This window comes from Komagataeibacter ossonobensis, from assembly GCF_057359305.1.
In genome coordinates, this window is sequence record NZ_JBXAYQ010000003.1 from 25,842 (window position 1) to 44,504 (window position 18,663).

An 18,663-nucleotide genomic window follows, 5' to 3' on the forward strand; every position below is an offset into this window, starting at 1 on the left:
TACGGTTTCCGCCCGTATCCAAGGCGGGGAAAGGCGATATGGCCGATGCGGTGCTCGCCCGTCATCACGCGGGTTTGAACAGGGCGTATCCCTGCCGGCAGTACGGAATGCGCTGTTGGTCCGTTCATGCCCCATCACGGCCCCGGGCCGGTTGTGCGCGGTACCGTCTGGTGTACGATGCCGCACGTTTTCAGATATCGCAGGAGGTGAAAGACCATGCACATTGACCTGACAGGCCGCACGGCCATTGTAACGGGATCAACCGGCGGCATCGGGATGGCCATTGCAAGGGGACTGGTCATCAGCGGGGCGCGGGTGGTGGTGAACGGGCGCAAGTCACCTGCGGTGGACCGGGCGGTGCGCGACCTGTCCGCCCTTGGAGCGGGAAGGGCGGAAGGCTTTACCGGCGACCTGGGCACGGCCGCGGGGTGTGCGGCGCTGGTGGCGGCCTATCCGTCCTGCGATATCCTGATCAATAATTTGGGGATTTTTGAACCAAAGGATTTTTTCGATACGCCGGATGAGGACTGGAGCCGTTTTTTTGAGGTCAACGTCATGTCCGGCGTGCGCCTGTCGCGTGCTTACCTGCCGGGCATGAAGGAGCGGAACTGGGGACGGGTTGTTTTCGTGTCTTCGGAATCCGCGCTGAATATCCCGGTCGAGATGATCCACTACGGTTTCAGCAAGACAGCGCAGCTTTCGGTGGCGCGCGGTCTGGCGGAACGGATGGCGGGAACGGGGGTTACGGTGAATTCCGTGCTGCCGGGACCCACACTATCCGAAGGTCTGGCGGACATGCTCAGGCCCGAACAGGAAAAAACAGGCAAGCCGTTGGAAGAAGTGGCGGCGGAATTCGTCATGGCGCACCGCCCTTCATCCATCATTCGCCGTGCGGCAACGGTGGAGGAAGTGGCGAATATGGTGGTCTATCTGTCATCGCCACAGGCTTCCGCCACCACCGGGGCGTCGGTGCGTGTCGATGGCGGGGTGCTCAGCACTATCTGAGGGCTGTGGTCGTTTCTATCCCGATTGTGGTGGCTGTCGCGTAAATCATAAAGAAGTTTTTGGTGAAGCTTTTTTCAAAAAGCTTCGAAGACCGCCGTCTTTAAAAAAAGACGGCGCCCAAAAACTTCCCTTTATTTATCAGCCTGTTGGTGGAATCTGGAAAATGGGTCTCGGGCCAGGTTACTGGAACGGGCTGGCAGTATAGGACGGTGACGTCGTATAGCCCGCCGCCGGTACCGGCATGCTGGGCGCTGGATAGCTGGAAGGGTGGGTGTTCGGTGCGACATAGGTCGGGTTGGACAGTTTCTGTTCGGCGACAGAGGAATGCGCCGTAATGTTACCCGTGCCCGTGCCCGTGCCCGTGCCCGGATTGATGCCGCCCTGGATATGGCCGCGGGCCGGCATGGTCGTTACCGCCGGGGCAGGATGGTCGGGCAGTATCCTGTCGGGATAGACCGCGCCAGTGCTGTCATAATCCGTTGCGTTATAGCGCCCCACGCAGTTCCTGCCGCGCTCGGCCGTATGGACGGCTTCCAGTTCACCCTTCAACTGGCTTGGCTGGATATATCGGGTGCGCGCCATATGCCCCGTATCGGCCGAGGCAAGGGCCTGGGTGTCCGTCTCATCCAGTTGGGCAAGCTGTGCGCAGTTCTGCCGCATGTAAGGTTCCGGGTTCACATATTGCGCATTGATTTCGGCCGGTCTGCTGGCGCATCCCGCAACAGCCAGCATGCCCAGGCACAGGATCGTTTTTTTCATGGTCTTCCTGTCATGTGATCAATGTCATTTCACTGTCTTGAATAAAGAAGTGCATTCATGGGCAGTATTTTATGGTTGAATTGTTTGTGTATTCATTAATGAAATGATCGATATGGATGGGATTCCGGCATGATGGAAAAATAAACGATCATCCGAACGATCTGTCGTGACCAGTATTAATGGAAACTTTCCATAGTCTGCCCAGATCGCATCCGTGACCATGAATATGCAACGCATCCCCGCCTGACGGGTTGCTGGCCGGATGCTGCTGCGCACCATGTCAAAAACGCAGGTGTCATTTGCCGGGGGGTGTTTTCAGGGCAGTCCATAAAACATTCCGCAAATCCAGAATAAGTTTCTGGTGAAGCTGTTTTCAAAAAGCTTCGGGGAAGGTGCTGCATCGGGATATATAAAACCACCGGCCCTGCTGGATTCGAACCAGCGACCCACAGCTTGGAAGGCACCAGTATTTCCTTTTGAAAAAAGGAATATTTTGCATGTGTGCTGTCTGCATGCGTCTCGATCCGTTTGTGCCGGTCGAGGCGTTTGCATTTATCAATGAAAAGAGGTTTCTGGCCAAACGTGGAAAAGGAAGGACGCAGTTTATGCACCAGGCCAAGAAGGTTTTCTCACTGCTTCTCCGCTACACCCATGCCTGCGAAATCGAACAATGGGGCTGGGAGATCGGGGAACATACATATGGTGCATCCGGATCTCCAATTGTTATAGAAGCCGAACATGCGACCCTTAAGATCGGGAAATACTGTTCGATTGCGCGTGAGGTGCTCATGATTCTTGGCAATCACCGTCCCGACACGATTACCACTTATCCTTTTAAGGCCCTGTCCAGTTTCTGGCCCGAGGCGACTGATGCGACAGATGATCACTCCACGAAGGGAGATATCGTCATCGGAAGCGATGTATGGATCGGCGCTCGGGCCAACGTCATGTCCGGCGTGACCATCGGATCCGGCGCAATCATTGCCACGGGATCCGTCGTGACAAAAGATGTGCCACCTTATGCCATCGTCGGTGGCAATCCCGCACGAATTCTCAAATACCGCTTCCCCGAGAAGATTATTGAACGCCTGCTGGTAGTAGCGTGGTGGGAGTGGCCTGATGAAATCGTAAGGGAACGCCTGCCGCTGTTAATGAATGATGATATCGAAGGCTTCCTTCAGGCGTTTGAAGCGGAAGCATCCTAAGCTCAGGATTCATTCCTTGAGGTAGAAGAGGAAGCTTCACGTAATTGCCATGCCGCACTGATGTCGCGGTTGCGGGCATGCAGTTGTGGGAACAGCATCAGAAGCGGGAGACCAGCAAGGTGGTCTCTATCGCTGCTACACGGGGCCGTCTGGGGTAGGGCGAAACCACAATGAGCCATAGTGCACTGCAAAAGATCTGCAAAAGATGCAAAAATTTTAGCCGCCAAGTCATTGAAAACTGGCGCGCCCTGCTGGATTCGAACCAGCGACCCACAGCTTAGAAGGCACTAGTATTTCCTTTAAAAACAAGGGAATGTTTTGCAAAGCTGATGCCTGCGTGCGTCTCGATCCGTTTGTACGGGTCGAGACGTTTGCAGTTATCTTTTCTGACCGACGAATGGAACGTCAGGCGCGGACCTAGCACACTCGCTGGCGGACCAGGTATCGATCAGCGCTTGCATCCGTCCCCGCAGTTCCTGCCGGTCGGCGATCAGGCGGGCCGCCTCGGCATGCCGGGAATCGTCGTTCTGGGCGAACATGGACGCCTCATAGCCAAGCTGGCGCCCCATCTCCACGTCCGGCATGGATGACAGGGGTGCATAGGACACAGGCAGGCCGATTGTCTGCCCACGCACCCGGCTTGCATCGGCCTGCATGCCAAAGGTGGGAGCGGTCGTGATCGTCCCCACGCTGAACTGACCACCTTGGGTGAACTGACCGGACAGTTGCAGGGTCACATCGCCTGCAATCGTGCCCACCACCGGGTCGGACCGGCCCTGACTGCACTGCGCCGACCGGACGGCACGGACAAACAGCGCGTCCTGATCCTCAGTCCAATCGCCAGCGTGCGATACCGACACGACGCCAGCTTGCGCCAGACTGGACTGGATGCCAGCCATGGCCTGCGGGATGGTCGTGCTGACCTTGGCGGGATGAACGGCGCATCCGGACAGGCCAACCATGCAGGCAAACAGGAAGGCTATATGGTTACCCCAGCTCATGCTGCCCCCCTCAGATATGCCTCATTCGCCGCGACCAGCGCAGCCCAGTCATCACCAGCCGGATACAGGCTGCCCGGCGCATGTAGTTGCCCCCACGCCAGGGCATGTGCCTCCATGATGCGGGACCGAACCCAGCGCCATGTGGCTTTCTGCAGGCTGCCCCATGTCAGCAGCGTGACCAGGTCGGTATCAGTCGTGCCCGCATAATCCCACAGCAGCAGGCAATGACCGCCCGCGCTGCCCGGTGTCGGGTCGCCATGGTCGGCCGGGCTGTCCGTGTCCCAAACGGGCGGCAGGTTGCCGTCCTGATCCTCCCACATATCTGCCGTAGCCAGCTGCACACCCATATAGGCGGCGGACAGGCCTGCGGTGATGTTGCGGATCCCGTTCAGGTCGCCCGGATCGGCGCTGCCCCAGAGCGGGAATAGCGTCTGATCCGCCAGCGCATAGCCGTCGCGCAGGGCGGTCGTCAGTACGTCCACCTCCACGCCGCCGTTGTCCGTGGCGGGATTGCCGGGCACATACCCGGTGGAGCGGGAATAGAACTGCACTGCGGCAGGCGTGGTTACGGCAATCTGGAAGCCTGCCAGCGCCGCCGTGGCGCGCAGGTGATTGCCGATGCCCGCGCTGGTGCAGTCCCCCAGCATGTCGTTGCCCAGCATCAACGGCGCAGGGTTGATGCCGCTGCGGTCGATCCGGGTAGGGGCCTGCCGCGCACAGAAGCCACGCATGGCGGATAGATGGGGCTGATTGGGACGGTGTTCGGCCGGGCGGCAGCCCAGCTTGCGAATCTGCGCAAGTTTGCGATTTGTCATGCTGGTTCCAATAAAAAAGGCGGCTCCGGAGAGCCGCCTTGTGATTACGCAATACGATTGATTGTTCGGATCGAAAATGCGCTGTTAGCGTATTATTTTCCTTGCGATTGATACGCTTCCAGCGTATAAAATGCCTATGACGGCAACACACCACGCCTTTGACTGGCACGATGAAAAAAGCGCAGCGTGCCTCTCCACCCGTGGTTTCGATTTCATTTACGCCGCCCGCATTTTTCTTGGGGAAGTGATTGAACGTGAAGACACCCGCAAGGATTACGGTGAGACACGGATTCAGGCAGTCGGGATGATCGAAGGGTGCCGTTACATGGTCGTCTACACACGGCGCGGCGATGTTACGTGGATCATCTCCGCGCGCCGCATGCACGACAAGGAGTGGAAGAAATGGCAAGGATGACATTAAGCCAGATCGCCCGGCACGGTGGAACCATCAACCGAGACAAAATGAATGCCACCACGGAAGCTGATATCGACCGTCAGGCACGTGAGGACGGCACGGATGATACAAGCCATCTGTCCGCCCCATACCCGACGCCTGCAACCGTGCGGAAAGCCCTGCACATGACCCAGAAACAGATCGCGGATCTGACCGGCATACCTGTGGCGACATGGCGCAACTGGGAGCAGGGGCGTGTAGCGCTGGATCCGGCCGTGCAGGCGCTGCTGCGTATTCTCGGACGGGAACCAGATGCAGCGCGCCGGGCGCTGGATATGGCTGCAGAATAGCGCGAACGCGACATCCTTCTCAATCATCCACTGGCTCTGGCAGAGAACTTGTGTATGGCGGGCAGTTTACCGCCAGACGAAAACCACGATCGAAGTCGTGGCCGTCAACAAGCGAGGGGAGATTTATCAATGAACTCAATTACAGCCGTGTCCGAGACGCCAACCACGGTTACCGTCAACCGTGAAGACTGGGAGAGCATCCTGGACCGTCTGGATGATAGGCAGGACCGAGAAGCGATTGCCCGCTCTGAATCCATCCCACCCGATTATCGTGTGACCTATACGGCCGATGAGACGCGACGCATGGTGCAGGATGGGGTTCGCCCATCACCATATGGCGCGAGCGCAGGAAGCTGACCCAAGGTGATTTGGCGACCGGTACAGGGATCAGCAAAAGCTATCTATCTGAGGTTGAAAGCAGCAAGGAGCCGGGAAGCATGGTTGCTTTACAAAGGATAGCTCGCGTATTGCAATTACATATTGAAGATTTTTTATTTTAAATTCCCTTTGTGCAATAAGAGTTCACAAATAAAATGGACAAAAATACCAGTAGGATAGACGTCTTAAATAGAAGATTAGAAAATTTTGAAGGGGCATTTTATAAATCAAGCGATAAATATTTTAAGTATACATCATGGTTTTTGTTTTCTGAGACGTTAATGAAATTTGGAGATATAAAAAATGAAATAGGTATTTTTGCGCTTGGTTCATTGTGCTTATTTTTTTGTATGTTCCCGATAATAATTACGTGCTGCTGTTGTTTTTTTGCGCTTATTTCAAAATTAATACCTAAATATCTATTGGATAATATGTCATTTATATTTTATGCTTTATTTATTCTGGCAACGTATTTTGTTTTTTGCTCATTTTTTATTTCTATTCATTACTATTTAATACAGCCTCAAGTAAATAAATATGTATATGTATTGGTTTCACGTTACACAAGCTAAAGAATGTATAAATTACCTTTCATTAAACTCTATCAAAATCCGTGATCCCGTAGCTGCGCCGCCACATAAAGCGCATGCAGCTTGAGCGGGATCGTGACCAGCAACCCGATGAGAACGACAACGCCGCCCGCACCGGAAATGACGGCCTCCATGAAGGGCGTCATGCTGTCACCCCCAGCACCTGGAGCGCCTGCTGCACCTGTGCCTGGGAGGGTGCAGCGGCAGAACCGGACAGGCGTGCCCCGACATTCCGGCGCGCCGCTACGCTGTCCAGTAGGGCCTTGAAGGCCGACACGATGGTGCCCAGTGCGTTCAGGGCCGTGTTGGCATCGGACAGGTCCGTGCTGGAAACCTTGGTCGAGACCCCGGTGATCGCAGCACTCAGGTCACTTTCCACCTTCGTCAGCGCGGACAGGATGCTGTCCACCCGGGTTTTCCAGTCCGTGTTGTCATAGGTGATGGTCAGCGTGGAGCCGGCCGCCGTGGAAAAGTCGGTCAGGGCGGTGGACAGTGCTGTATCGGCCAGACCGATGATGCCTACGGCAGGGGTGCCGATCGCACTGGCGACGGCCGCGATGCTCAGGACGGTGGTGACAGCATTCAGGCCGGCCTGCCCGTAATCCTTGATCTCGGCCACGTTGATCGTGATGGTGGTGACGTTACCGGTCTTGCTGACCGTGCAGGCGGACAGGGTCGCGGCGGCGGCAATGCCGGCCGCTGACAGCAGCCCCATGCCAAGGAAACGGCGGCGGCCGCCATCGATGGCGACGAAGTTGACACGCTGGGTCATGGACCAGTTTTCCAGTCTTGATACGAAAATAGTCCACCCACACCACGACACCGCAGAAATCCGGCGTTTTTCGTGTGATGCAGGTGGACCAGTTTACAGGTGGCGGAATGCGGGAAACCCGACGGCCGGTTTACAGACCGGCCGGATCAGGTTGACAGGTCAGCGGATAGGCTGACCCGGCACGACCGGGTGCGGGGCCTCGACCTTGGCCGGGGCAACCGTGGCGGCCACTGTTGCCGGCTTCGCCTCGATCGCGGTTTTCAGGTCGCTGACGCCGCCCACGATCTTCGTGACGGCAGCATCGACGCTGTCCAGGTCGAGGTTGGGGGCCGCGCGTTCGACAATCACGGGGATCAGCAACTGCAGCACGGTGCCAGCCAGCTGGATATCAGCCTGTGTTGCGGCCGTATCCTTCTTGCCCAGAACAGTTTCGAGCAGGCTTTCCAGCGCGGGGATCGCGGTGCTGGTGGCGGTATCTTCTGCCATGTCTGGCGTCTCCATAAAAAAAACCGCCTCGCGGGCGGTTACCTTGGGTTGTATTTTGTTACACAAATGCGCGTTCCGGTTGCGTATCCTGCGCGCGCAGTCCCGGCCTTTATCGGCCATCCAACCACGGGGCCGGGGCTGTAGCAGTCAGGCAGGCGGGGAAGCACGCGTTGGTGGCTTGCCCGGCCGGGTGGAACCGGGCGGCACGTCCAAGCGTTGCTCGACCTCGCTGCGCGGGACGGTGGCCGGGACCATCGCGGCCTTTTTGCCCGGCTGGTAGGCGGGCAGGTTCCAGCCGCGTGCCTGCGCGATGGCGGTGACGATGGTCCAGACCAGCACCCATTTCGATGTTGGATCCGGCGGCCGCCAGAACCGCGCAATCAGGGCGCAGGTCGAGATCAGGAACGACACGATGACCACGATGTCGCCGGCATACTGGGCCGGCAGCATCGACAGGACATCCTGCAGGAGAGAGACAGGATCCATATCAGGCCTCGCTGACAGGCTGCGGCGCGGCAGGCGTGGCCTGCAGCGCCTGGGCGATCTGGTCCGGGCTGAGATGGCCCGGCCCGTTCTCCACGGTCGTGATGCCCGCGATCAGGCCGCGCAGGGTGGCCGGATCGCGCAGGTTCAGCACGGTATCGGGCCGCACGCCCATATGGCTGCACAGGGCGTAAACATAAGCCCCGGTGGGGTTCTCGCTGGGGGGCGCATACACGGAGATGATGGCGCGTACCGTGGTCAGGCCCCGCTCACCGTAGCGCAGCAGCTGGTCGCGCAGCGCGCGGATGCCATCGACCATCGTGGGGAAGGCGGCAAAGCGCGGGCAGGGCACGCCGGTTTCCAGACGCGCGCCGGGCTGGCCGACATAGTCCAGGTTGCCCGGGTTGTTGTTGCGGATGCCGCGCGGGAGCCTTTCGCTCATGTCGTCATGTTCCTTGTTCGGGGCATTGCCCGCGGTCATGGATGGCCACCGTGCAGGAGATGCGTGACCCAGTCGCAGAAGGGCGGATAGGCGAACAGGGCGGCCGCCACGGTGCCGATGACGGTGATCAGGCCGACGGTCGCGGCCCCGATCATCTTGATGGCCTTCATGCCGCCGATGATCTGCGCCATGTTGCTGCGCATGTCTTCCGATAGCTTGCCGAATTCGACGCGCAGGGCGCGCAGGTCCGTCTCGGTTGCTTCGACCTTGGTCTCGACACGGACAAGCCGGTCACGCAGCTGGGGGTCTTCACCGAACCCCAGCACTCTCCACAGAATGAACATCAGGTTTCCAGGCAATAAAAAACCGCCTCACGGGCGGTCGGGCAGGCGCGGATTGTCGAGGGGGTCAGGATGTGGCGGCAGGCGGCGTGTAGATGCTGCCGACCGGGTATTTCCCGTCCGCGTCCAGCGCGTAGGCAAAACCGTCAGGCACAACAATGCCACTAAGGCCGGTCAGCGACTGGGTGGAGACAACCAGCCCCGTGGCAGCGGAAACCTGCGCAGCCGGGGGAGTTGGGGTCGTGCCTTCGGGGTAGCTGTAACCCGGCTGGTACATCAGGTCCACGGTCCGGTAGAGGATGTAGTTCTGTGCGGCCGTGGCCGTATTCGTGGTCGTATCGGTCATCTGGATGTCCCTTTTATGCTGTTACCAGTGAATGATGATGTGGCCGTCGGAACCGGAACCGCCGGAATAGGAGTCTGACAGTGAACTGCCACCGCCGCCACCGCATCCCGGAAAGGCACCGGAATAACCGCCAGTATTCTGTGAAACGAACATGGTGCCGGCACCGCCAAAGCATGCCCCGCCCATGCCGCTGATGTAAAAATTGCTGTTCCCTGTCGCACCCTGTCCGACACAGCCGGGCAGGTTCACGGCGCCACCGGCAGCAGAGCCGCCGGCCCCACCATACAGGCTGTCAATCGCGTTCGTCCCGGCTCCGCCTGCGCCGCCACCGCCTGCGGTCATTCCCAGAATGGTCGTGGCTCCGCCGACAGTGCCGTCGCCACCAGACGAGGCTGTGCCTCCGGAACCAACAGCCAGCGGGATCACCTGGCCGGGGGTAACAGCGAATCTTCCACGGCAATAACCGCCGCCGCCGCCGCCCGCTCCTGCGCCTTTTCCTGTAGCGCCACCGCCGCCCCCACCGCCACCGCGTGCTTCGACATCAATGGAGTAAACGTTGGCTGGCACAGTCCATGATGTTGTGCCGGGAGTTATGGTAACGACCCCATGCGTCGTTCGCAGCGTGGTAATGTCAGAATAATTTGCTAAGGCGCCCCACTGTGTATTGGTGATGACATCGCCATAGCCGATCAATGGACGCCACGAACCGTCTGTTGCCTGTCCCCACAACAGGGATTGCACCTGCGCATCCGTGCCCGACATGCCAAAAGTGCCGGAGACCTTGGTTGCCTCTGTGGTCTCCGCACGCGATGTTTCGGTGGAAATGGTGTCCGACAGGCTGGTTACAGCTGCAGTAAGGTTGCTCTGTACCGTGTTGATGCTTGCGGTTACGGTCACTATGTCTGAATACAGCGCCAGTGACGTCCACCGTGTATCGGAGATGACATCGCCGTAGCCGATCAGCGGCCGCCATGTTCCATCCCCGCTCTGGGTATTGTCCCAAAGAACGGCCTGTATCTGTGCGCTGCCCGTAAAGACATCTTTCCCGAAAGTCCCGGAAACCTTGGTTGCCTCTGCAGTCTCCGCGCGTGCCGCCTCATTCGAGACGGCATTGGTGCGCGCGGCCGCTTCGGCCGCAAGGTTCGTGGCGGCGGTGGCGCTGGCGGCTGCGATCTGGGATCTGATGGCGGCGGACAGCTGGCCCCAGTTGGTCCGGTCCAGCGTGCCACCCGCGTCAAGGATGACCTGTATGACCTCGGCGCACAGCATATTGTAATGCGCCGCAGGGAAATCCGTGGCCGGGATGGTGGCCGCCGGGTCCCCATCCGTGGCCCAGCCCGGCGTGCCGGTGGCGGGCATCGTGTCGCGGGAGGCCTCGACAACGGTGCCGGTGCCGATGATCAGTTCCATCGGTTGTCCTTAGCTGTAGTTGAAAATGAGGATGGTGTGCGCCGGCTTGCGGGTGGTCAGTTCGCATTCCAGCACCGCGTTGCTCCAGGTCGCCCACGGGTTGCCGAAGGACTGGCCGAACTGCAGGCGGTTTATGGTCAGCTGCGGGCAGTTGATCTGCCATGTGCAGGCCCACGCATCGCCACCGAAGGGCGTGCCGAACTTGCGCCGGAACCGTGAGGGGGCAAACTGGGTGATGGTGATGTCAAACCCGAGCGTTCTGGCAAAGGCGATGAAATAGGGGATGGATGCCCCGCCATTATCGGTCAGGCGCGCCACCACCTGGGCGCGGCGCAGTTCCACGGTCGGGCTTTCGCCCGCACACGGATCCGGCAGGCCGAGCGTGGCTTCCCATTCGGGCAGCAGGTTGACCGTGGTGGACGGGAAAGCATCGTCAATCAGGTCACCGGCCGACTGGGCGCTACGCTGGAACGATGGCGCCCACACGCTGGCCATCTGGTAGGGCATGCCATCCGGGTCGCGTGACCAGATGCGCCCGCGCGGCAGCAGGTTGAGAAGCGCCGTGCGGAAATCCGCCACCGAGTATCTGGGTGCTGCCATGGGTCACGCCGCGAAGCTTATGGTGCCGAGGGTCGGCATGGTGCCCGCATTAGCACCTGTGACCGGCCCGGTCGGGGATTGGACCTCGAAACTGTCCAGACCGATGGCACCGATGGCTTCCTCCCAGTCGTTCGGGTTGATGGTGCCGCCGGGGGCGGACAGGCGCACGAACATGTCGGTCAGGGCGTCCGTGATCAGTTTCTGGTTGGCCGTGGTGTTGCCGGTGCCCAGATCCGTGATCACGAAATCCGTGGGCTGCGCGATCGGGGCGCAGACAATGACCAGCGCCGTAACCGGCTGGCTGGGCTGGATGGCGTTGGCCACCGTCAGCTGGTCGCCGGTCGCGGTGGTGTAGCGCCCGTCGCCGGTGGCCGCGCCATTGGTGCCGTTGGGGAAACCGCCGTTGTCCGCGTTGGCTTCGTCCAGCATGACGTAGACGACCACCGTGCCGGCACCGGCACCATTGCCGACCACCCATGCCCGGGTAACGCCCGCCACGGCTTCGGCCCAGCCGACGTAATCATCGGCTTTCCCGTCCTGCCCCTGCGCCTGGTAGGCGTCCATGACGCGGGTGCGGAAATCGGTATCGTCCTCGATATCCGCGCCGCTGACCGTGATGTCGGTGACCGTGCCGGTCGTCTGGATGCCCGGCACCGGGCTGGACAGGGTGACGATGGTGCCCAGCGTGACATTGCCCGCCGTGCCGGTGCTGCTGGCGGTCCAGCTGACGGTGGTGATCCCGTCGGCCGTCACGCTATCAGCCGACGCCGTGGCCAGCAGGCCACCCTGCAGGGCGAACTGCGTGCCCGCCGGGATGACGGCCGTACCGGTGGCGGTGAAGGTGGCCGTGCCGCTGGCGGCCGTGGCCCCCTTGCGGTAGACGCCCTTGAGCGCGCCCCATGCGGCCAGATACGCGCCCGTGGCGGTCCAGGGCACCGATTGCATCGCTACCCAGTCGATATAGCCGTAATGCAGCCATGACAGGCCCGCCAGCACCATGGACAGCACGTAGATGACCGAGAAGCGCAGCACGGCCGTCACGCCGGGGATGCCGCCGCTTATGACGTCCTGCAGGGCCTGCTGGCGCAGTTGCGACAGGGTCGGACGTGGATAGGCCATGTCAGGTCAGACCCTCCCAGGCCCATGAAAACTTGAACACCCGGGGCGTGCTGTTGCCCGGTTCGGTGATGGTGATGGAGAATTCGGCCATGGTCCGCACGGTGGGGTTCCACCAGGCCGCGACATCCACCGAGGTCGCGACACCGTCATCGACCAGCCACTGCAGGGCCTCGGAACAGATGTCCTCGATCTCGCGCGGGATGGCCCGCGTGCCGACCTTGACCGCGCGTTTCAGCTGCCACAGGCGCGAGCCGATGGGCAGGTCGGCGAAGGCGTCCCCCCACCAGCCGCGCCGGTCGGCCGAGGCAGCACCCGTCGGGCCGGTAGGGGACTGGATGCCGACGGCAGTGTCATCGGATGATGGCTGCTGCGGTGCCACGCGGTCTGTGAAAAGCGAAACCATGACCGCTGATTTCAGGGGGTTGTCCAGCGCCAGATCACTGGACACGATGGGCCAGTCGCCGCGGGCTTCGCGGACGTTCCAGGTGATTGCGATATCCATTATGTTTCCGTGAGATCGAAGGGCGTGGAGGCCGCCGCCTTGTGTGCTATGCCTGCCGGGCAGGGGAGCAGCATGAACACAGACACAGCACAGGCCCGGCCATGCCGCTGATTTTCAAACCGCATGCCCGCGAGGCGATGGAGCGCCGCAGCATCGAACCTGAATGGGTAACGGACACGGTCCTGCACCCGAAATGGACCGAAGTGGACCCCATCCATCCCGAGCGCACGCGCTCATATCGCGCCATACCGGAACTTGGAGGGCGCATTCTTCGTGTTGTCCATTGGCCCGAGGGTTCTGATATAGTCGTACTGACTGTTTTCCCTGACCGGGATGCAGAGAAGCGGAGAGCAAGGTCATGATAAAAACCAGCTACGATCCCGAGACCGACGCCATGTTCATCTGGGTTGGGCCGGAAGGGGCAAAATCCGTGGAAACCCGCGAAGTCTCCCCCGGCGTGATGCTGGATTACGATGCCGATGGCGGGCTGATCGGCATCGAGGTCCTTGATGTGCGCGAGCGCACGTCTCGCCCGGTCCATGGGATCGCGGCGGAGTAAGCATCAGACGGGCGGTCCCGTATCCGCGCCATTATTACCGTTGGAATGTTCATGGCTGGACAGCTTCTTGCCCTGCGCCACGACCTCATTGCCGGTGATGGTGCCCCCGGCTGTGAAATCGCCGGGGGTGGCGACCTTGTTGTTGGCCGGGTTCAGGGCGATCGACCCGTCCGCCATGAGCCAGATCCGGCTGCCGGTGGAGGGATGGAACAGGCAGACCTCACCGGGCTGCAGGTCTTTCGGCCTGCCGCGCTGGTCGCCGGTGGCGATGACCACGCCGCGCGTACGGTCGCCGCCGATGAAGGCGATGACCAGGTCGGACCCGGGCACCGGCCTGCTGGCCAGCCCGTATTCCTGCATGAGCGGCAGGTCGGCCTTTACCTCTCCCGCCGCCAGGGCGGCCTGCACGGTAGGTGTGTTGGGCGTTTCGTTCGTGTTCGCCAGCTGGCGGCCGATGCCCAGCGCCATCATCACGCGGCGCGCGGTGCGCAGAAGGGGGGCGGTCATGATGTGGTATTCTCCGGGGCAGCCAAGTCCTCGGTCTGGATGGAAGTGTCCACGTTGCTCTGCGCAGCGTTCATCGCCTGAATGAAGCGATCGGCCAGAACCGGGTTAAGCAGGGGTTCGGGAGAGAAGGCCGAAGGCGGCATCAGCACGACATCGGCATGGGTTCCGTCCTCGACCGTCTGGCGCAGGGTCAGTTCCCCGATCAGCAGGTCCAAGACCGTGCCGTCGCGCGCAGTGACGGGGGCGAGAGTGTTGGGCAGCCATAGCTGCCCAGCCGCGTCGCGCCAGCTGTCGGCCGTCAGCGTGACGGGATAGGCGCGACCATACCGGCGGTTGACCTCCCACTGTGCGCGCTGCTGGCAGACCTTATTGTTCTCGTCTCCGTTTTCTACCGGAATGAACATGATGCGCGTACGCGGCACGCCACTGTCCGTCGCCTCGATGCCTACGGTCAGGGCGCTCATCTGGCTTGCCAGCGCATCGACATGCGGATCCGTGAATAGGGATACGGTATTCTGGTTTATGGCGATAACCTTGGAATACCGGCCGCCAAGGCTGCGCACGGTCTGGATGCGTTCGACGTTCTGACCCACCGTAAAACCGCTGGCCGCACGGCGCGTGCCCACGGCCGACATGCAGATATTGCCGTCCGGCCGGTCATAGAACAGCACGGCGGCAAGGCGGGAGACGCGCTCGATCACCTCATAGGCGGTTTCCGTCAGGATGACGGAAAAGGCGAGGATGTCGGTATCGCCCGCGCCGTTGACGGAAATCACGTCAATGTTCATGCGACTGGCAACAGCCTGCGCGATGGCCAGCACGTTGGTACTGTTCATCTGGAATGTGCTGAACTCGGCGGCGCACTCCACCAGATCGACAGATTTCGAGGCGATCTGCACCTCGATCAGGTGATCTTCCGGCCCAAGGTCATCCACCACGGTGATGACGTAGCCGGTGAACACCAGATCAGCCCCGATATAGACCTGACAGGTATCGCCCGGGTTGAGCGTGCTAGCCCCGGTGGCGGACGCGTGGGCGGCTGTCATGCCCAGCGTTGCCGTCCAGGGCATGATCTCGATCCCCAGCCGCAGCACGGCCGAGGTCCAGTTGGTGATCTGGCGCGACGCACCACCGGTCGTGACCACGATCGAGACCTGATCCGACGGGGCGTTATTCCATCCCAGAAAGTCGGACAGGGCAGTCAGCGCACCACTCATGATGACAGGGCCTCGAATGCGGTTGGCATGAAAGCGGGATGGATGGGATCGGCGCGCCGGATCAGGTCGGGCGCGCGGGATCCGTCGGCATAGAGCTGCTGGGCCAGCACCAGCGCGGGCAGGGCGGCGTTGCGGGTGACGGTGATCATGTCCGGCAGGCGCGCGCCCCGGTCAGCCAGATCCTGCAGCACCTGTGCGCGCAGCGACCGCAGGGCCTGAAAGCTGGCGTCATTGCCACTGTCGGCCGCCGTGATGGCTTCATCATCGAGCAGCGTGCCGACCTTGAGGCGCATGGCCTGCGCGTCCTCGGCGGATGAAGGCTGCCAGTCCCCGCAGGCGCGGGCCAGCGACAGCAGGGCAGCCTGCCGGCACAGCGTTGCGGTCGCGGCCTGCGCCGTTGCAATGGCCCCGCCGATCGGTGCGCTGGAGGCCATCACCGTGGCATCGCAGGACACCAGCGGGGTCAGGACCGCGATCTGTCCCGCCGGATCCGCGATGGCCGAGCGGACCGATTCCGGCACGGCAAGGATGCCGGTGGCCAGCGCCGTGGCGTCTGCCGCATCCGCCAGCCCTGCCACATTGGCGCTGACGACCTGCCCGTTCGTGGTCAGGTCTTCCAGCACGCTGGCCTCGGTCGCATCGGGATCGGTGGCGGCGCCATTACCACCCACATACCGGCCAAGGTTGCCTGGCAGGACGCCAAGCGAGGCCTGCCATGCGCTGGGGGAACGGATGGCCGTGACGGCACCCGTACCCCAGAGACTGGCGACGGTACGCCCGGCACCGAGGACGGAGCGCCCGTAGGAATATGGGGCCAGCGTGTTGGCGGTGTAATCGGATGACGCGGATGCGCCGAACGCGATGGCCGCGATCCCGATGGCGGCGTCCAGTGCCAGGGTAATGACCGAGCCGAGGTAATTGACGACCTCGACCAGTTCCATCTCGATATCGACAATACCCATCACCCCGTCGCGTTCGTACCAGTCGAAGCGGGTGAGGGCGGCCTGCAGCGCGCCCACGGTGGGGTGGATCAGCGTGCCCGGCCCCTGTGCCTCGGCCGCCATGACCAGCAGGTCACGCTGCACCAGGCATTCGGGGCCGATCAGGAAGCCACGGATCCGGTAGGAACGCGGGGCGCGCCCCAGATCCTCGGCCCATGGCTGGTCGCGGAACGGATAACGGTGGATCTGGAAATTGCGCCCGTTGCCGCCGCCACTGCCGACCACCACAAACGGGACGCCACGGAACGACCCCTGCAGGTATTCTTCCGCAAGGGTCGTGATGATTCCGGCCATGTCAGTTTCCTACGGGTGTGGAGGCGGGCGGCATGGCCTGCTGGACCGGCGTGCGGTTTACGACACGGGTGCCGGGTGGGGCATTCGTGACGCGTGTCCGCGTGCCGGGTGGCGCGTTTTTGTGTTCGATTTCGATCTGGATGGGCTGCAGGGCCTGTGCCGCCGTTGCCGCCGATGCGGTTCCGGACGGCACGGTCATGTCCGGCCCGGAAAAATACTGACGTGCCAGCTGGTTGGCCAGTTGTCCCCGGCGGCGCATTTCACCGAGCTGATCCCCTGGACGTTCCACGTATCCCGAGACGATGGCGGCGGATGCCGCCGGGCTGCGCGCCTGCCTGAGCAGGTCGCCGCCCCGGTGTTCCGTGGTGTTCAGTTCGTAATCAAAGAACTTGAGCTGTTCATCCAGATTCGACTGCCGGATGTCGTGGCCGTAAATACGCCTGAACAGGGCCTGTCGATCAGCATGCCACTGTCCAATGCCGTATGCCTCACCATTATCGCCCTCCCTGTGAGGATCCATCCCGCTTTCCTGGACAAGGTTGGCGACAATGCCGGCCGAATTGCCCCCGCTCCACCCGCGTGAACGGTAGAATGCGTAGGCATTCTTGATGTCTTCCTGATTGGCGATCTTGCGCTGCTGGTCATAGGAGCGGCCAACAAGACCGCCAGAGAGCCGCGATGCCGCATCGTCCAGATAGGATGCTCCCGGGATATACCGGTCAGGCATCGAGCGCAGGTTATCGTCGGGGTCTGTTGCCCGAATGGTGCGGTAGGCTGCATAGCCGACCGCGAGAGGCAATGCCGTGCGGGCCAGCAGTCCACCCCCAAGGCCGCCTGCGTCCTCGACAGTCTGTGCCGCACGGGAAGCTGCTCCCGCCTCGATCGCGGATTTCCGCATGCGCCCAAAGGCCGTTGCCACGCCGATAATGGCAGTTGCCAGGCTGAGCATGCCCGTTAGGACCGGTGCGGCATACAGCGCGCCAACAGCGATCAATGCATCGCGGCCTGCGGATTTCCAGCCGCCAAGGCGATCCACCACATCTGTAATGGCATGATAGACGCCTGTGATGTCGCCTTTGATCTGTTTCCAGCCACCAGCGCGGAGCCACGTCACAAACTGATGGACATATTCCCCGACGTCCTGGGCGATCCATTCCCGGTTTGCCGCGATCAACTGGGTAATGAAGTCAGTCAGTTCCCGTACGCCGGGAGCTGCGGCTTCCGCTATGCTGTTGCCAAAATCCTCGACCGATTCACCCAAGGCGGCCTGTGAGCGGCGCAGGCTGTTGGCAGCATCTACGCTGCCCTGCGTCATGTGGCTGTAACGCTCGGCCTGATTGAGTGTCTGGTCCCATTCCTTGTTGGTCTGCTGGAATATCGGCATGAGGCCCTGAGCCGCACCGCCGAAGCGTTCAGTTGCGGCGATAGCCTGCGCTGTAGGATTTCGCAGCGCCCGTATGCGAGACGCGACAATCTGGAACAGCTTATCAATGGGCTGGGTGCGTACGTCCTCGGGAGAAATCTGCAATGCCCGGAAACGGGCTGCAGCGGCGGGATCCTGATTATGGACCGCTGCCCAGCGTTCCTGGGACAGCTGCTGCAGCGCGCCGGTCATGGATTCAGCCGAGCCGCCAGCCAGCTTGGCCGCGTTCTGCATGGCCTGCAGTTTCTGGGGGGCCATGCCCATGGTGCGCGATGTGGTGCGCAGGTCTGTGCCGACCTGTGCCCACGCGCTGGCAAGGCGGTACACGCCCGCCACGCTGGCGGCACCGGTCAGCGTGCCGAGCACGGGGATGATCTGGCCCAGCGACTGGAACGCGCCGAGGGCGGAGCGGCCGACGCCGACAATGCCGTTGTTCAGACGGGACAGGCCCGACAGGCTGGCGAAGCGGCCAAAGGCCGCCTGCACGCGGCGGACGGGGGCCTGCATGCGGGCGATGCGGGTATTGATCCGCTCGATCGTCTGGCTGGCCCGGTCGGCCGCGCTGATGACAACCTTAACGCCTGCGTTTGGCACGTTCGGCCTCCCGTTTCTGTTCCGCCGCGATCTGGCTGGCGGTCTCGATCGCGTCGACCATGTCGGTGCC

At 61.5% G+C, this 18,663-nt stretch carries 26 protein-coding genes; 8 read left to right on the top strand and 18 right to left on the bottom strand.

Features of this window, described 5'->3' with window-relative positions:
* The first annotated feature begins 216 nt into the window (after nt 1-216).
* Entirely contained in the window at nt 217-1,005 is a 789-nt protein-coding gene (locus tag AC1RQ9_RS03960; RefSeq protein WP_485985640.1) for an SDR family NAD(P)-dependent oxidoreductase, read from the top strand.
* A gap of 180 nt (nt 1,006-1,185) precedes the next feature.
* Here the strand turns inward: AC1RQ9_RS03960 and AC1RQ9_RS03965 are convergent, their stop codons facing one another.
* The gene (locus AC1RQ9_RS03965; protein WP_485985642.1) at nt 1,186-1,764 is read right to left on the bottom strand and encodes a hypothetical protein; all 579 of its coding nucleotides are present in this window, start codon (nt 1,762-1,764) and stop codon (nt 1,186-1,188) included.
* Nucleotides 1,765-2,369: 605 nt separating this feature from the next.
* On the opposite strand from AC1RQ9_RS03965, the gene AC1RQ9_RS03970 reads away from it, so the two are divergent.
* Nucleotides 2,370-2,969 carry a CatB-related O-acetyltransferase gene (locus AC1RQ9_RS03970; RefSeq protein ID WP_485985858.1) on the top strand — a complete coding sequence of 200 codons (600 nt, stop codon included), beginning with the start codon at nt 2,370-2,372 and terminating at the stop codon, nt 2,967-2,969.
* A 377-nt stretch (nt 2,970-3,346) separates the two neighbouring features.
* Here the strand turns inward: AC1RQ9_RS03970 and AC1RQ9_RS03975 are convergent, their stop codons facing one another.
* Together AC1RQ9_RS03975 and AC1RQ9_RS03980 are read right to left on the bottom strand one after the other, a co-directional pair.
* Nucleotides 3,347-3,970 (bottom strand): hypothetical protein, encoded by a 624-nt coding sequence (locus tag AC1RQ9_RS03975; RefSeq protein WP_485985643.1) that lies wholly within the window; start codon nt 3,968-3,970, stop codon nt 3,347-3,349.
* Nucleotides 3,967-4,785 carry a hypothetical protein gene (locus tag AC1RQ9_RS03980; protein WP_485985644.1) on the bottom strand — a complete coding sequence of 273 codons (819 nt, stop codon included), beginning with the start codon at nt 4,783-4,785 and terminating at the stop codon, nt 3,967-3,969. Before AC1RQ9_RS03980 ends, AC1RQ9_RS03975 begins: the two co-directional genes overlap by 4 nt.
* A gap of 136 nt (nt 4,786-4,921) precedes the next feature.
* On the opposite strand from AC1RQ9_RS03980, the gene AC1RQ9_RS03985 reads away from it, so the two are divergent.
* From AC1RQ9_RS03985 to AC1RQ9_RS04000, 4 genes are all read left to right on the top strand, one after another.
* Nucleotides 4,922-5,200 carry a BrnT family toxin gene (locus tag AC1RQ9_RS03985; protein ID WP_200409474.1) on the top strand — a complete coding sequence of 93 codons (279 nt, stop codon included), beginning with the start codon at nt 4,922-4,924 and terminating at the stop codon, nt 5,198-5,200.
* On the top strand, nt 5,188-5,529 hold the full coding sequence (locus tag AC1RQ9_RS03990) for a helix-turn-helix domain-containing protein (protein WP_485985645.1): 342 nt from the start codon (nt 5,188-5,190) through the stop codon (nt 5,527-5,529). The genes AC1RQ9_RS03985 and AC1RQ9_RS03990 overlap by 13 nt, the downstream gene beginning before the upstream one ends.
* A 129-nt stretch (nt 5,530-5,658) precedes the next feature.
* Nucleotides 5,659-5,886: a hypothetical protein gene (locus tag AC1RQ9_RS03995; protein WP_485985646.1), complete on the top strand. Its 228-nt coding sequence runs from the start codon at nt 5,659-5,661 to the stop codon at nt 5,884-5,886.
* Between the two features lie 11 nt (nt 5,887-5,897).
* Nucleotides 5,898-6,029, top strand: coding sequence for a helix-turn-helix domain-containing protein (locus AC1RQ9_RS04000; RefSeq protein ID WP_485985647.1), 132 nt, complete (start codon nt 5,898-5,900; stop codon nt 6,027-6,029).
* A 482-nt stretch (nt 6,030-6,511) separates the two neighbouring features.
* Here the strand turns inward: AC1RQ9_RS04000 and AC1RQ9_RS04005 are convergent, their stop codons facing one another.
* From AC1RQ9_RS04005 to AC1RQ9_RS04055, 11 genes are all read right to left on the bottom strand, one after another.
* A complete protein-coding gene (locus AC1RQ9_RS04005; protein ID WP_485985648.1) occupies nt 6,512-6,643 on the bottom strand; it encodes a hypothetical protein in 132 nt (43 codons plus the stop codon).
* The gene (locus AC1RQ9_RS04010; RefSeq protein ID WP_485985649.1) at nt 6,640-7,269 is read right to left on the bottom strand and encodes a hypothetical protein; all 630 of its coding nucleotides are present in this window, start codon (nt 7,267-7,269) and stop codon (nt 6,640-6,642) included. Before AC1RQ9_RS04010 ends, AC1RQ9_RS04005 begins: the two co-directional genes overlap by 4 nt.
* 159 nt (nt 7,270-7,428) lie before the next feature.
* Entirely contained in the window at nt 7,429-7,755 is a 327-nt protein-coding gene (locus AC1RQ9_RS04015; protein ID WP_485985650.1) for a hypothetical protein, read from the bottom strand.
* Between the two features lie 147 nt (nt 7,756-7,902).
* A complete protein-coding gene (locus tag AC1RQ9_RS04020; protein WP_485985652.1) occupies nt 7,903-8,241 on the bottom strand; it encodes a hypothetical protein in 339 nt (112 codons plus the stop codon).
* A gap of 1 nt (nt 8,242) precedes the next feature.
* On the bottom strand, nt 8,243-8,680 hold the full coding sequence (locus tag AC1RQ9_RS04025; protein ID WP_485985653.1) for a structural protein: 438 nt from the start codon (nt 8,678-8,680) through the stop codon (nt 8,243-8,245).
* Nucleotides 8,681-8,715: 35 nt separating this feature from the next.
* Nucleotides 8,716-9,024 (bottom strand): hypothetical protein, encoded by a 309-nt coding sequence (locus AC1RQ9_RS04030; RefSeq protein WP_485985655.1) that lies wholly within the window; start codon nt 9,022-9,024, stop codon nt 8,716-8,718.
* A gap of 64 nt (nt 9,025-9,088) precedes the next feature.
* A complete protein-coding gene (locus tag AC1RQ9_RS04035; protein WP_485985656.1) occupies nt 9,089-9,367 on the bottom strand; it encodes a hypothetical protein in 279 nt (92 codons plus the stop codon).
* 21 nt (nt 9,368-9,388) lie between these two features.
* On the bottom strand, nt 9,389-10,777 hold the full coding sequence (locus AC1RQ9_RS04040; protein WP_485985657.1) for a glycine-rich domain-containing protein: 1,389 nt from the start codon (nt 10,775-10,777) through the stop codon (nt 9,389-9,391).
* Between the two features lie 9 nt (nt 10,778-10,786).
* A complete protein-coding gene (locus tag AC1RQ9_RS04045) occupies nt 10,787-11,377 on the bottom strand; it encodes a YmfQ family protein (RefSeq protein WP_485985658.1) in 591 nt (196 codons plus the stop codon).
* 3 nt (nt 11,378-11,380) lie between these two features.
* The gene (locus tag AC1RQ9_RS04050; RefSeq protein ID WP_485985659.1) at nt 11,381-12,496 is read right to left on the bottom strand and encodes a baseplate J/gp47 family protein; all 1,116 of its coding nucleotides are present in this window, start codon (nt 12,494-12,496) and stop codon (nt 11,381-11,383) included.
* Nucleotide 12,497: 1 nt separating this feature from the next.
* The gene (locus AC1RQ9_RS04055) at nt 12,498-12,998 is read right to left on the bottom strand and encodes a phage GP46 family protein (RefSeq protein ID WP_485985660.1); all 501 of its coding nucleotides are present in this window, start codon (nt 12,996-12,998) and stop codon (nt 12,498-12,500) included.
* 137 nt (nt 12,999-13,135) lie between these two features.
* On the opposite strand from AC1RQ9_RS04055, the gene AC1RQ9_RS04060 reads away from it, so the two are divergent.
* Both AC1RQ9_RS04060 and AC1RQ9_RS04065 read left to right on the top strand, forming a co-directional pair.
* Nucleotides 13,136-13,360, top strand: a complete 225-nt coding sequence (locus AC1RQ9_RS04060) for a DUF4258 domain-containing protein (RefSeq protein ID WP_485985859.1) — start codon at nt 13,136-13,138, stop codon at nt 13,358-13,360.
* Nucleotides 13,357-13,557, top strand: coding sequence for a DUF2283 domain-containing protein (locus AC1RQ9_RS04065; RefSeq protein WP_010514104.1), 201 nt, complete (start codon nt 13,357-13,359; stop codon nt 13,555-13,557). Before AC1RQ9_RS04060 ends, AC1RQ9_RS04065 begins: the two co-directional genes overlap by 4 nt.
* A 3-nt stretch (nt 13,558-13,560) precedes the next feature.
* Here AC1RQ9_RS04065 and AC1RQ9_RS04070 read toward each other — a convergent pair whose 3' ends face one another.
* The 4 genes from AC1RQ9_RS04070 to AC1RQ9_RS04085 are packed head-to-tail and all read right to left on the bottom strand — an operon-like array spanning nt 13,561 to nt 18,593.
* Complete coding sequence (locus tag AC1RQ9_RS04070) at nt 13,561-14,064, bottom strand: phage baseplate assembly protein domain-containing protein (protein WP_485985661.1); 504 nt, start codon at nt 14,062-14,064, stop codon at nt 13,561-13,563.
* Nucleotides 14,061-15,281, bottom strand: coding sequence for a phage baseplate assembly protein (locus tag AC1RQ9_RS04075; protein ID WP_485985662.1), 1,221 nt, complete (start codon nt 15,279-15,281; stop codon nt 14,061-14,063). The genes AC1RQ9_RS04070 and AC1RQ9_RS04075 overlap by 4 nt, the downstream gene beginning before the upstream one ends.
* Nucleotides 15,278-16,576: a DNA circularization protein gene (locus tag AC1RQ9_RS04080; protein ID WP_485985663.1), complete on the bottom strand. Its 1,299-nt coding sequence runs from the start codon at nt 16,574-16,576 to the stop codon at nt 15,278-15,280. The genes AC1RQ9_RS04075 and AC1RQ9_RS04080 overlap by 4 nt, the downstream gene beginning before the upstream one ends.
* Before the next feature lies 1 nt (nt 16,577).
* Nucleotides 16,578-18,593, bottom strand: coding sequence for a phage tail tip lysozyme (locus AC1RQ9_RS04085; RefSeq protein ID WP_485985665.1), 2,016 nt, complete (start codon nt 18,591-18,593; stop codon nt 16,578-16,580).
* Between the last annotated feature and the right edge of the window lie 70 nt (nt 18,594-18,663).